Origin of the sequence: Aeromonas media (assembly GCF_020423125.1) — a bacterium.
Taxonomy (GTDB): domain Bacteria; phylum Pseudomonadota; class Gammaproteobacteria; order Enterobacterales; family Aeromonadaceae; genus Aeromonas; species Aeromonas media.
This window is the reverse complement of sequence record NZ_CP075564.1, coordinates 3,555,973-3,569,445: the sequence shown is the minus strand read 5'-3', so window position 1 is coordinate 3,569,445 and position 13,473 is coordinate 3,555,973. Positions and strand designations below refer to the sequence as shown.

The 13,473-nt window shown below is 63.9% G+C and carries 8 protein-coding genes, 1 pseudogene and 1 riboswitch; of the genes and pseudogenes, 6 read left to right on the top strand and 3 right to left on the bottom strand.

Annotated elements, in window-relative coordinates:
- Window positions 1–55: 55 nt before the first annotated feature.
- Both hutX and hutZ read left to right on the top strand, forming a co-directional pair.
- Entirely contained in the window at window positions 56–568 is a 513-nt protein-coding gene (gene hutX, locus KI797_RS16420) for a heme utilization cystosolic carrier protein HutX (RefSeq protein WP_218409657.1), read from the top strand.
- Window positions 565–1,122 (top strand): heme utilization protein HutZ, encoded by a 558-nt coding sequence (gene hutZ, locus KI797_RS16415; RefSeq protein ID WP_005329149.1) that lies wholly within the window; start codon window positions 565–567, stop codon window positions 1,120–1,122. The genes hutX and hutZ overlap by 4 nt, the downstream gene beginning before the upstream one ends.
- Window positions 1,123–1,192: 70 nt before the next feature.
- On the opposite strand, the gene KI797_RS16410 is transcribed toward hutZ, so the two are convergent.
- The 3 genes from KI797_RS16410 to KI797_RS16400 are packed head-to-tail and all read right to left on the bottom strand — an operon-like array spanning window position 1,193 to window position 3,191.
- Window positions 1,193–1,597, bottom strand: a complete 405-nt coding sequence (locus tag KI797_RS16410; protein WP_025328092.1) for a hypothetical protein — start codon at window positions 1,595–1,597, stop codon at window positions 1,193–1,195.
- A gap of 39 nt (window positions 1,598–1,636) precedes the next feature.
- Complete coding sequence (locus KI797_RS16405; RefSeq protein ID WP_171272507.1) at window positions 1,637–2,191, bottom strand: cysteine hydrolase family protein; 555 nt, start codon at window positions 2,189–2,191, stop codon at window positions 1,637–1,639.
- Window positions 2,192–2,216: 25 nt separating this feature from the next.
- Window positions 2,217–3,191, bottom strand: a complete 975-nt coding sequence (locus tag KI797_RS16400; protein WP_218409658.1) for a ChaN family lipoprotein — start codon at window positions 3,189–3,191, stop codon at window positions 2,217–2,219.
- A gap of 201 nt (window positions 3,192–3,392) precedes the next feature.
- Between KI797_RS16400 and KI797_RS16395 the strand changes: the two genes are divergently transcribed.
- The 4 genes and pseudogenes from KI797_RS16395 to KI797_RS16380 all read left to right on the top strand — a co-directional run bounded on the left by KI797_RS16395 (window position 3,393) and on the right by KI797_RS16380 (window position 13,440).
- Entirely contained in the window at window positions 3,393–5,486 is a 2,094-nt protein-coding gene (locus KI797_RS16395; protein WP_226170156.1) for a TonB-dependent hemoglobin/transferrin/lactoferrin family receptor, read from the top strand.
- 266 nt (window positions 5,487–5,752) lie between these two features.
- Window positions 5,753–6,892 (top strand): 3-phenylpropionate MFS transporter, encoded by a 1,140-nt coding sequence (locus KI797_RS16390; RefSeq protein WP_226170154.1) that lies wholly within the window; start codon window positions 5,753–5,755, stop codon window positions 6,890–6,892.
- A gap of 82 nt (window positions 6,893–6,974) precedes the next feature.
- Window positions 6,975–10,436, top strand: a complete 3,462-nt coding sequence (locus KI797_RS16385) for a hybrid sensor histidine kinase/response regulator (RefSeq protein WP_226170152.1) — start codon at window positions 6,975–6,977, stop codon at window positions 10,434–10,436.
- Window positions 10,437–10,639: 203 nt separating this feature from the next.
- Window positions 10,640–10,726, top strand: a riboswitch (cyclic di-GMP riboswitch).
- Between the two features lie 111 nt (window positions 10,727–10,837).
- Window positions 10,838–13,440, top strand: a pseudogene (locus KI797_RS16380) (glycosyl hydrolase family 18 protein).
- The last annotated feature ends 33 nt before the right edge of the window (window positions 13,441–13,473 follow it).

Here is a 13,473-nt window from a genome sequence, read left to right as displayed (position 1 = left end):
TTACAGTATCCGCCGCGAGACCGAGTACTATCGCCAGATCATCCAGGGAGAACCGATGAGCATTGCACAACGCATTCATGCGCTGCTGGAACAAGATCCCAGCGCCCATCCTTCCAGCATCGCCACCGAGCTGGCCGTCAGCGAGTGGGAGGTGGTGCGCCACCTGCCCGCCGAGCTGATGACGCTGGTGCCGAGCGATCAGGCCGAAGCCCTGCTGGTGGATCTGGCCAGTTGGGGTCAGGTGACCACCATTGTGGAGTCCGACGGCTCCATCTTCGAGGTGAAGGCCCCCTTCCCCAAGGGCAAGACGGCCCGTGGCTACTACAACCTGATGGGTCGGGACGGCGAGATGCATGGCCACCTCAAGCTCGACAACGTGGTCGGCATTGCCCTGGTCAGCAAGCTGTTCATGGGCAAGGAGGGGCACTCCTTCCAGTTCTTCGGCCACAGCGGTCGCTGCATTTTCAAGATCTACCTGGGCCGTGACGAGCAGCGTCAGCTGCTGCCTGATCAGGTGGAGCGTTTCAAGGCCCTGCGCCACCAGTATCAAGAGGAAGTGAAAGCATGAGTGAACGTCAGGAGCGTCTGCAGAACCGTCTGCAACCGGAGATCCGCGAATTTCGTGACGGTTGCCGCACCCTGCAGCTCGCGACCGTGGATGGCGAAGGCAACCCCAATGCCAGCTACGCCCCCTTCGTGCTGCAGGAAGATGGCTACTATGTGCTGATCTCCGAGATAGCCCGCCATGCCCGCAACCTGCAACAGGTGCCCAAGGTCTCCCTGATGCTGATCGAGGACGAGACCGGCGCCCGCGAACTGTTCGCCCGCAAGCGACTCACCTTTGATGCCGTAGCCGAGGTAGTGGCGCGGGATGACGAGCGCTGGGGCAAGGCGATAGCGGCGCTGGAGGGGCGTTTCGGCGACATCGTCAAAGGGCTCTCCAACCTCAAGGACTTCGTGCTGTTTCGCCTCAAGCCCGAGCAGGGTCTGTTCGTCAAAGGCTTCGGCCAGGCGTTCCGGGTCTCCGGTGACGAGTTGGTGGATTTCGTCCATCTGGTGGAAGGGCACAAGCGCGTCGACAACGGCGCCGAGTTGACCAGCGAGACGGACGCACCTGTCTGAGGTGCGGGGTCATGAGATGAAAAACGGGCAGCCTGGGCTGCCCGTTTTGTTACCTGTCCCCCAATCGGGATCACTCCTGCCAGGAGGCCTTGTTGGGGAAGGCGTCGCGATCGGCCTGGGTGGCGGTCTCGTTGCACTCCCCCCGGATCTTCCAGGAGGTCTGGCTGAGGACTATGTAGCCGGTGCGGCAATAGTTGCGCGCCGCCAGCGTCTCGGTCAGTTGCTCATCCTGCAGGGCCTCGCGGCGCTCCAGCAGGCTCTTGCTGTTGCGGCTCAGCCGGCTGTCATCCTCCTGCAACCGACTCGGCAGGACGTCGAGGGGCGCGGCTTCAAAGGTGAAGCGCTTGCTCCCCTCTTCGTTGATGTTGGTATGAAACAGGGGGGCCGGGCCGTCGGGCGTGGTGCCCGGCATTCCGGAGCAGGCCGTGATCGCCGGTAACAACAGCACAAGGGCAACGGCAGAGAATAGACGCACGCAAGACTCCAATCAGGTGATCACTTCAAGGCGGGCAGATTAGCACGCCAGCGCGGGTTGAGCCGCCTCGAGCAGCTGATCCGTGGTGAGCAGGGTTATGCGTCTGCCCTCGGGCAGGTCCAGATGCCGCCACATCCAGTTGTGGTGCTCGATGATCTGCTCGGCGCTCAGGTGGGGACGATCCGCTGTGGTGTGACCATCCTGCAACACCAGTACTTCAAAGCCATGGGCCGCGGCGCTGCGTACCGTGGTATCGACGCAAAAATCGGTGTTGCTGCCACAGAGGATCAGCCTGTCGACGGACTGCTCGGCCAACAGGAAGGCCAGCTCGGTCTCGAGGAAGCTGTCGCACGCCGTCTTGCGTACCCGGCTATCCCCCTTGGCGGGTTGCAGGGCCGGGTGCAGTTGCCAGCCCGGGGTACCGGGCTCCAGCTCGCCCCCTGGCAAGTCGTCATGCTGGATGTAGATGACCCGGCCATGTTGCTGTCTGACGTGGGCCGCGGCCCGGTTGATGTTGGCCAGTACCTGTGGCTGTTGGTGATGGGTCGCTTTCATGACCCCTTGCTGCACATCGATGATCAGTAACACGTCCATATTTTACCCGCCGTATCCTGGAAGATTAGGGTTGCAGCCACTGGCTGCAGTCACGGCTGCGGGATTGATGCAGCGCGCCCATATCTTGCTTCATTTCTGCTGCATTTAGCCAGCGTTCCGGCAGGGGGGCTATGTGCACCCGCACGTCGGCACTCCGTCCGGGGGTGGCCTTGCCATCCTGGGATCCAGTCTCAGGCACCACCAGGGCGACTCTCAGCGCCGGATTGCGGCTGGCGATGCGGCTCGCGATACCCAGTCCCCCCTCCACGTGGAAGTTGCCGGCGATGTGCATGATGCGCCGGCCGGGATGCTGCTCGAGATAATCGACCATGCTCTCGGCCATGGTGTCGTCCCAGCTGGTCTGGGCGGCGAAGCGGCGGGCATTGCCGTCCGCATCCCCATGATGCATGGAGGCCATGAACTTCTGGCGGTAGCCGTCATCCCCCAGGGTGAGCTCGCGGGCGAGCTGGCTGCGGCGGCTGGCAGGCAGCTTGTCGAGCCACTCCGGGCCTTCCTGACCGACACAGCTTACCAGCGGCTTGGGGGCATTGGCGGCGATCACAGTCAGCTGCTGCGCCTTGGCAAATTCCACCAGGGGGCGGTAGTCGCTCGGGTAGTTGGGCCAGGCATGGCCGTCCCGGATCAGCGTGGATTCGCCGATGCGCCCGGCCAGGTAGGCATCCAGCACGGGTTGATCGGCGCGGGTGAACTGCTCCATGGAGAGCACGAGGGCCCGGCCATCGACGCGCGACATGCCGGCAAGCTCCGTCAGCAGGTTTGCCTGCAACAGGTGCACGGCCGGGTGGCTGTGGAGCTCGCCCACCAGCACTATGTCGGCATCCCTGACCTTGTCCACCGCCTGGGCGAGGCTGAGGGGCCTGTCGTCCGTCCCCTCGCCAAGCTGGTAGTGATAGAGGGTCTGGGGAGGCTGGCTCTGCGGCGGGGTGGCACAGGCGGCCAGCAGCAGGGGCAGGGCGAGCAGGGGGAGTCGTCGAGTCATGGCATCTCACTCACAAAGGCAGAGATTGGCAAAGGTACAGCACCATACGATGGCAGCATGGCGAGCAGGAAAAAAGAGGCGCTAGTGTAAAACCGTTCAGAAGCAAAAGAAAATGAGAATGATTCACTTTATTATTGATCTTTGTCGCGAGCTGGGTAAGATGCTGTTCGGTTGATAATGATTCTCAATAAGGACTTTGCAGTGGCGCACAACAACACCCCCTCTCTGATTGCCCTCGCCGTGGCGGCCGGGCTGGTATCCCCTGCTTTCGCCGCAGACAAGAAAACGGATGAAGTCATGGTCGTCAGCGGCTCCCGCATGGAGCAGAAGCTGGAAGACGTCTCCGGCCCCATCGCCGTCATCACCTCGGAGCAGATCGAAGAGCAGGTCGTCAGCAATGTCGCCGATCTGTTCCGTTATGAGCCGGGCGTGAGCGTGCAGGGTGGGGCGGGGGATGCCCAGACCTTCGCCATTCGCGGCATGAGCGAGAACCGGGTCAAGGTGGTGCAGGACGGGGTGCGCCAGAACGACGCCTACAAGAATGGCGGTGTGGGCCAGACCTACTTCGACACCGACATGATCAAGCAGGTGGAAGTGGCCAAGGGGCCGGCGTCCGCGGCCTACGGCTCCGACGCCCTGGGGGGCGTCATCGCCATCACCACCAAGGATGCCGGCGACTTCCTCAAGGGGAAGGACAGCTACCTGGACGCGACCACCGGCTATGCCTCCAGCAGCCACCAGAAGATGGCCGGCATCACGGGGGCGCTGCGCAGCGGCGAGTTCGAGAACCTGTTGCGCTACACCTGGCGCGACGGCGGGGTGACCCAGAACTACGACAGCGACAAGGACGAGTTCGACATCGTCAGCCAGGCGGTGCTGCTCAAGAGCAAGTGGAACCTCTCCGATGATCAGTTCCTGAAGCTGACGGTCGACTACTTCACCGAGGGGCAGGATCCGGATGCCATCGATCTGACCAAGGCGGGCTCCGTCTTCAATCAGCCGATCACCGATAAAGACACCGACAACCTCTCCCTGGTGCTGGATCACGGCCTGGCCCTGAACGCCCCCTGGGCGGATCGGGTGGACAGCAAGATTTACTACACCCGCACCAAGCAGACCCTGGATCAGTACGCCTCCTCCAAGTATCCGGTCAACCCGCGCAACCCCTATGTGACCAAGAACTCCCTGGATCACAACGGCTTCGAGCAGGAGAGTCTGGGGGCCCAGGTGAAGTTCAGCAAGGCGCTGGAGAGCCAGCGCCTTGCCTGGGGTGTGGAGTATGAGCACACCGACAACGAGCGTACCCGTTTCAAGGCGCCGACCGTACCGGGCGACTTCGTCGGTTACAGCGAGCTGAGCTTCCCGTCCACCACCAGCGAGCGCAGCGCGCTCTGGGCCTTCGACGAGATCAAGTTTGGCGAGCGCTGGGTGCTGACCCCGGGTGCCCGTTACGACTACTACAAGATGACCCCGGACGAGGATCCCGCCTACACCGGCGAGAACATGCAGAAGATCTCCGAAGGGGAGTTCTCTCCCAAGCTGGGGCTGGTGTTCAAGGCACACGAGGCGGCCAACCTGTTCGCCCAGTACAGCCACGGTTTCAAGGCGCCCATGTATGACAACGCCTTCTCCACCCTGAACCACCAGGCCTACGGCTATCGCATCGAGCCGAACCCTAACCTCAAGCCCGAGAGCAGCGACGGCATCGATCTCGGGGTGCGCGGCAGCAGCGGCGGCTTCAGCTACGAGGTGGCGACCTTCTACAACCAGTTTGACGACTTCATCGAGCTGACCGCCGTGGGGACCGAAGGGCGCACCGCCATCTATCAGTACCAGAACCTGGACAAGGCGACCACCAAGGGGGCCGAGGTCAAGGCGGACTACTGGCTGAACGAGCTGGTGAACGTCTGGGGCAACCTGGCCTACATCGAGGGCAAGGACGGCGACGGCAACTACATCAACAGCCTGAGCCCGTTCAACGGCAGCCTTGGGGTGCGTCTGGAGCAGCCGAACTGGAACATCAACACCGCCCTGCGCTTCGCCGACGACATGGACAAGGTGGGCAAGGACGCCAGAGGTAACGACAACATCAAGAGCGCCGGCTGGGGCGTGGTGGATATCTACGCCCAGTTCAAGCCGATGCAGGATCTGCAGCTCAACGTCGGCGTCTTCAACCTGTTTGACAAGGAGTACGTGAGCTACGAGAGCATCACGGGCCTTGCCGCCAGCTCGGACACCAGCAACCAGACCGAGCCGGGTCGCAACCTGAGCGCAAGGGTCAAGTACGTGTTCTGATACTTGCCAATGACGATGATGATGAAGGGGCCCTTGGGCCCCTTCTCTGCGTCTGGCGGCCCAAACCGGCCCCAAAAAGAAACCCGCCAGGGGCGGGTGTAAGGATTGCAACACTCATCAGGAAGCGGTGTTATCCAGATAGACAGGGGGATGTGACAAAGGTTCAACTTTATTGATATTTATCGTTTTTATCTCCCCTTGCCCCTGGGGATCCCCGCGCCAAAATCGGTTATCATTTGTGCCCCTTGTCCCGCTGCCGAGCCCCTATGCCCGCCTTCTCCTGGTTAGCCCTGTTCTTTGGCGCCTTCTACTTCGTCTACGGCGCCTATCTGCCGTTCTGGTCCCTGTGGCTCGAGGGCATAGGGGTGAGCGCCGAGCAGATAGGCTTGCTGCTGGGGGTCGGCATGGCCATCCGTTTTGCCGGCAACCTGATGGTGATGGGACGGGTCAAGGGGGCCGGTCAGTTGCTGCCCGTCACCCGGCTGCTCTGCCTGCTGAGCCTGCTGGCGTTTCTGGGCTTCTACCTCAGCTACAGCCTCTGGTGGCTGGTGCTGCTGACCCTGGTGGCGAACTTCATCTACCCGACCCTGATGCCCATGGGGGAGGCGCTCGCCACCCGCATGGTGGTGCAGACGCACCTCGACTATGGCAAGGTGAGGCTGTGCGGCTCCTTCGCCTTTATCGCCGCCTCCACCCTGGTGGGGGCCCTGGTGAGCAACTTCGGCAGCGACTGGGTGCTGCACACCATGGTGGCGGGACTGCTGGCCATGCTGGCGCTGAGCGCGTTGCCGCTGCGGCCGCAGCCCCAGGAGCTCAAGGGGGAGCGGGCCCGGGCCTCCCTGCTCGTCACCCTCAAGTCAGCCCCGGTGCGCCGCTTCCTGCTCATCACCGCCCTGCTGCAGGGCAGCCATGCCGCCTACTACGGCTTCAGCGCCATGTACTGGAAGGGGGCGGGCTACAGCGGCACCCTGATCGGCTACCTGTGGGCCCTGGGGGTGGTGGCGGAGATCGCCATGTTTGCCGCGGACAAGCGCTTCTTTCACCGCTTCGGGGCCCAGACCCTGTTTCTGGTGGGGGCCGTCGGCTGCGTGGTGCGCTGGGTGTTGCTCGGCGCCTCTACCGAGCTGGCGGTGCTGGTGCTGGGTCAGCTGCTGCACGGGGTCACCTTCTGCATCAGCCACCTCGGCGCCGTGCGCTTCATGACCCGCCAGCTGCCCGCCGAGCAGCAGATCCCCACCCAGGCGCTCTATGCGGCGCTCGGCCTCGGCATGACGGTGGCGGCCCTGATGGCGATCTGCGGTGTGCTGTTCGAGCCGCTCGGTGGGGGCATCTTCTTCATCATGGTGCTGGTGGTGCTGCCGGTCTTCGTGCTGCGGCTGCGCGGGGAGCATGAGGCCGCCGCCTGAGCGGGCACACTCAATGACGGTTGCCCGTCGGCACGCTGAGCCGGCGCGGCGCTCAACACATCTGAACAAGGGAAGAATGTAGATGCACCAAGGATGGCTGCTGATCGGGTTGTCGCTCGCCTATCTGGGCTTGCTGTTCCTCATCGCCTATGTGGCGGACAAGAGCAAGCGCCGTCGGCTCAAGGGCCAGCCCCTGCTCTACAGCCTGTCGCTCGCCGTCTATTGCACCTCCTGGACCTTCTTCGGCACCGTCGGGCAGGCGAGCGAATCCCCCTGGTCGCCTGTGCCCATCTATCTTGGCCCCATGCTGGTGTTCCTGTTTGGCTGGCGCCTGCTGGCCCGCCTCATCCTGGTGGCCAAGCGCGAGCACATCACCTCCATCGCCGACTTCATCGCCGCCCGCTATGGCAAGTCCCAGCGCCTGGCCATGGTGATCAGCCTGATCGCCGTCATGGGGATACTTCCCTACCTGGTGCTGCAGCTCAAGGCCATCGTCACCGGGCTGGATCTGCTGATGGCCAACTCGGTGCCGGCGGGGCCCACGGGCAACACGGCCGAGCTGGCCCTCGGCGTCGCTCTGTTGCTGGCCCTGTTCAGCATACTGTTCGGCACCCGCAACCTGGACGCCACCGAGCACCATCGCGGCATGGTGGTGGCCATCGCCTTCGAGTCCGTGGTCAAGCTGCTCGCCTTCATGGCGGTGGGGGGCTTCGCGCTCTGGCTCATCATCGCCAGGCCGAGCGAGGCCCGCACCCTGGTGGCCGGGGACTTTCTCGATGCGGTGGTGGCGGTGTCGCCGGGCAGCCTGCTGGAGCTCGCCATCTATACCCTGGTGGCCATGTGCGCCGTCATCTGCCTGCCGCGCCAGTTCCACGTGACTGTGGTGGAGAACAACCAGGGCCAGGATCTGCACTGGGCGCGCTGGCTGTTCCCGCTCTACCTGTTCCTGATGGGGCTCTTCATCTGGCCGCTGGCGCTGGCGGGCAAGCAGTGGGTGGGGGCCGACATGGCCTCGGACACCTATGTCATCAGCCTGCCCATGTCGCTCGGCTTCGACGGCATGGCGATGCTGGCGTTTCTCGGCGGCACCTCGGCGGCCACCGGCATGGTGATCGTCTGCACCATAGCCCTGGCCATCATGGTCAGCAACGATCTGGTGCTGCCGGTGCTGCTGCGCCGCTTCTGGCAGCAGGGGCGGGATGAGCGGCTGATGCGGCTGCTGCTGCAGGTGCGCCGGGGCGCCATACTGCTGATCCTGCTGGCGGCCTGGGTGCTCTATCTCTGGCTCGGGGATCTCACCAGCCTGTCGCGCATCGGCTATCTGTCGTTCGGCGCCGTGGCCCAGTTCGCCCCTGCCCTGCTGCTCGGCCTCTACTGGCGGCACGGCAACCGCAAGGGGGTCTATCTCGGGCTCGCCCTCGGAGTCAGCCTCTGGTTCGTGACCCTGCTGGCCGAGAGCGGCCTGCTGGCGGGCTCGCCCCTGGAGGCGCTGCTGGCCCCCCCCGACTGGCCCGCCTTTCGCGAGCTGAGCCTGGGGGCCTGGTGCATCTTCCTGAGCCTGTTGCTCAACCTGCTCGGCTACGTGGCGGGCTCCCTGCTGTCGCGGGCGGCGGTGAGCGAGCGGCTGCAGGCCGCCAACTTCGTCGGCAAGCCGAGCCGGGATACCACGGCACTCTACCAGGCGCGGGTCTCGGTCAAGGAGCTGGAGATGCTGGCGGCCCGCTTCGTCGGCTCGAGCCGGGTCAAGCGCGCCTTCGGCCGCTTCGCCGGCGAACGCGGCGGTACCCTGGCGCCCCAGATGCAGGCCTCTGCCGACCTGATTGCCCACACCGAGCGGCTGCTGGCGGGGGTGTTTGGCACCTCGTCCGCCCGGCTGGTGCTGGCCTCTGCCCTGCAGGGGCGCAACATGCAGCTCGAGGAGATCGCCACCATAGTGGACGAGGCCTCCGACGTGTTTCGCTTCAACCGTGGCCTGCTGCAGGGGGCCATAGAGCACATGGGGCAGGGGATCTCGGTGGTGGACCGGGAACTCAGGCTGGTGGCCTGGAACCGGCGCTACATCGAGCTGTTCCACTATCCGCACGGGCTCATCCAGGTGGGGCGCGCCATCGAGGAGATCATCCGCTACAACGCGCAGCAGGGACTGTGCGGCCCGGGAGACATCGAGGCCCAGGTGGCGCGGCGGGTCGCCTTCATGAAACGGGGTAGCCCCCATGTCTCGGCGCGGGAGCGACCGGATGGCCGGGTGATCGAGATGCAGGGCAATCCCATGCCGGCGGGGGGCTTCGTGATGACCTTCACCGACATCACCCCCTTCCGGGCGGCGGAGCGGGTGCTGCGCGAAGCGAACGAGCACCTGGAAGCCAGGGTGGCCGAGCGTACCCATGAACTCTCCGAGCTCAACCGCCAACTGCTGCTGGTGAACCAGCAGGTGGAGCGGGCGAACCACTCCAAGAGCCGTTTCCTGGCTGCGGTGAGCCACGATCTGACCCAGCCGCTGAACGCGGCTAAGCTGTTTACCTCCTCCCTGCTGGAGATGCTGCCGCCGGAAGACGAGCCGGCCCGCATTGCCCGCCACATCGACGATGCCCTGGGGGCGACCGAAGATCTCATCACGGATCTGCTGGATATCTCACGGTTGGAGGCGGGCAAGTTCAAGGCGAAGAAGCTCGATTTCGCCCTGCGCGACATGTTCGACAACCTCAAGGCCGAGTTTGGGGTGCTGGCCCAGGCGGGAGGGATCCAGTTCTCCGTGGTGGAGAGTCGCCTCGCCGTCTACAGCGACGTGCGCCTGCTGCGGAGGGTGCTGCAGAACTTCCTCACCAATGCGTTTCGCTACAACCCCGGTGGCCGGGTGCTGCTCGGTTGCCGTCGACTGGGGGACAAGGTACGCATCGAGGTGTGGGACAACGGCCCCGGCATCCCGCTGGACAAGCAGGAGGCTATCTTTGACGAATTCTCCCGCCTCGATCACTCCCGCACCGCGAGGGAGCAGGGGCTCGGCCTCGGGCTCGCCATCGCCCGCGGCATCTCCCAGGTGCTGGGCCACCAGCTCTCCCTGCGCAGCTGGCCGGGGGCGGGATCGGTGTTTGCCATCACCCTCAACCTCGCGACCCGGCCCGTGATGCCGAGCCAGGTGGCGGCCCCCGTGGTGCGGGACAGCCAGCTGGAGGGGATCCGGGTGCTCTGCATCGACAACGAGGAGGAGATCCTCATCGCCATGGCCTCCCTGCTGGGGCGCTGGGGTTGCGAGGTGCGTTGCGCCCAGAACCTGGAGCAGGCGCTATCCCTCATCGGCGACGGCTTCCTGCCGCAACTGGTGCTGTCGGATTATCACCTGGACGATGGCAAGACGGGACTGCAGGCGCTGCACATGATCCGGCTGGCCCACGGCAATGGCATCGGCGGCATCATCATCAGCGCGGATCGCAAGAGCGAGCTGCAGACGCAGATCCGCGAGCACGGCTTTGGCTACGTCAGCAAACCGGTCAAGCCGCTCAAGCTGCGGGCATTGATGAACAGCCTGCTGTTGCCAATACAGTGACAGGCTTCACACAATCAATCATTGATAGGTTCGTTCATGAATGATCATCAGGCGCCAGCATCACCGATGTTGGCGCCAGCTTGCCGGCATGTTCGCGAACAATTGCGAAAAGTGAGTCCTGTTTGCTGTCATTTTTACTAGGTAGCATCCCTTCCTGCTCCCACCTATAGTCATTCGGCGATTATTTTTGTCGCAAATCAAGTTGTGCAAAAAGGCAAACCGGATGAAAGTCCGGGACGCAAAGCCTCCGGTCTAAGGGTCAAAGTGCCTAGGATAGCGGGGCCACCACAGGTTGTATCGTCCATGGGCCAAGCCATGGTTGCGATGATGTCTGCGTTACCTGTCAGGTTGCGTTGCCTTTTTCGTTGTTAATTCCAATAACGAAATAAGGAAGTTCAAATATGTTAAGTCCAAAACTTTCCCTGCTGGCACTCCTTGTCGGGGGGCTCTGCGCTACCTCCGCCTTCGCCGCTGCCCCTGGCAAACCCACCATAGGCTCGGGCCCCACCAAGTTCGCCATCGTCGAAGTCAATCAATCCGCCTCGGCTTACAACCAGCTGGTGACCGTCCACAAGGATGGCGCCCCGGTCAGCGTGACTTGGAACCTCTGGTCCGGTGACGTGGGCCAGACCGCCAAGGTGCTGCTCGATGGCAATGAGGTGTGGTCAGGCCCGGCTTCAGCCGCGGGTACCGCCAACTTCAAGGTGACCAAGGGAGGGCGCTACCAGATGCAGGTGGCCCTGTGCAACGCCGACGGCTGCACGCTCTCCGACAAGAAGGAACTGGTGGTCGCCGATACCGACGGCAGCCATCTGGCGCCGCTCAATGCACCGCTGCAAGAGAACAACAAGCCCTACGCCAACAAGTCCGGCAAGGTGGTGGGTGCCTACTACGTGGAATGGGGGGTCTATGGTCGCAAGTTCACCGTCGACAAGATCCCGGCCCAGAACCTGACTCACATCCTCTATGGCTTCACCCCCATCTGCGGCGGCAACGGCATCAACGACAGCCTCAAAGAGATCTCCGGCAGCTTCGAGGCGCTGCAGCGCTCCTGTGCCGGTCGCGAGGACTTCAAGGTCTCCATCCACGATCCTTGGGCGGCGATCCAGATGTCCCAGGGCAACCTCAGTGCCTGGGATGAGCCCTACAAGGGCAACTTCGGCAACCTGATGGCGCTCAAGCAGGCCCGTCCTGACCTCAAGATCCTGCCCTCGGTCGGGGGGGGGGGTGGACCCTCTCGGATCCCTTTTACTTCTTGGGGGACAAGACCAAGCGCGACACCTTCGTCGCCTCGGTCAAGGAGTTCCTGCAGACCTGGAAGTTCTTCGACGGCGTGGACATCGACTGGGAGTTCCCGGGCGGCCAGGGCGCCAACCCCAGCCTGGGCGGTCCGAGCGATGGCGCCACCTATGTGGTGCTGATGCAGGAACTGCGCGCCATGCTCGACGAACTGGAGGCCGAGACCGGACGTCAGTATGAGCTCACTTCGGCCATCAGCGCCGGCGGTGACAAGATTGCCAAGGTGGATTATCAGGCGGCCCAGCAGTACATGGACCACATCTTCCTGATGAGCTACGACTTCAGTGGCGCCTTCGACCTGAACAACCTGGCCCACCAGACCAACCTCTTTGCTTCCAGCTGGGATCCGGCCACCAAGTACACCACCGACAAGGGCGTCAGGGCACTGCTGGATCAGGGGGTGACGCCGGGCAAGATAGTGGTGGGCGCCGCCATGTATGGTCGTGGCTGGACCGGGGTGAACGGCTATCAGGCTGGCAACCCCTTCACCGGCACCGCTACCGGGCCGGTAACCGGCACCTGGGAGAACGGCGTGGTGGATTACCGCGACATCGTCAACAACCGCATGGGCGCTGGCTGGGAGCAGGGCTATGACGAGGTGGCCGAGGCCCCCTATGTCTTCAAGGCCAGCAGCGGCGATCTCATCAGCTTCGACAACGATCGCTCGGTCAAGGCCAAGGGGCAGTACGTGCTGGCGAACCAGCTCGGCGGCCTGTTTGCCTGGGAGATCGATGCGGACAACGGCGACATCCTCAACGCCATGCACGAGGGATTGGGCCATGGCGAGGGCACCCTGCCACCGGCGAACAAGCCGCCACTGGCCAATGCCGGCAGCGATCTGAGTGTCACCGGCCCGACCGAGGTGACTCTCAACGGCTCCGCCTCCCATGATCCTGAAAACGGGGTGCTGACCCACAGCTGGAAGCAGGTCTCTGGCCCCCAGGCCAGCCTGCTCGATGCCACCCAGGCCAAGGCCCGCGTGGTGCTGGACGCCGTCAGTGCTGACGTCAACCTGGTGTTCGAGCTGACCGTCACCGACGATCAGGGCCTCACCGCCAAGGATCAGGTGGTGGTGACCAACAAGGCGCCGCAGCCCAACCTGCCGCCCGTGGTCAGCGTCCCGGCCAGTGCCAGCGTCGAGTCCGGCAAGCAGGTGACCATCCAGGCCACGGCATCCGATCCGAACGGTGACACCCTGAGCTATCAGTGGAGCCTGCCAGCGGGTCTTACCGCCACCGGCCAGGACAGTGCCACCCTAGTGGTCACGGGTCCGAGCGTCACCAGCGACACCGCTTATGACCTGACCCTGGTGGTCACAGACGGTTCCCTTGACGCCAGTGCCGCTACCCGCCTCACCGTCAAGCCGGTCAGCACCGGTGGCGGTTGTGAGGCAAGCGATCCGGAGGCGGCCAACTGGCCGGCCTGGAACGCCAGCACCGTCTACAACGCCGAAACCAAGGTGAGCCACAACCAGCTGGTGTGGCAGGCCAAGTACTGGACCCAGGGCAACGAGCCAAGCCAGACGGCGGATCAGTGGAAGCTGATAAGCCCGGTGCAGCTCGGCTGGAACGCGGGTGTGGCCTACAACGCCGGTGACTTCACCAACCACAACGGGCGCAAGTGGAAGGCCCAGTACTGGACCAAGGGCGATGAACCCGGCAAGGCCGCGGTCTGGGTGGATCAGGGGGTGGCCAGCTGTAACTGACAAGCCATCCGGGATGGGGCCTGGCCCCATCCC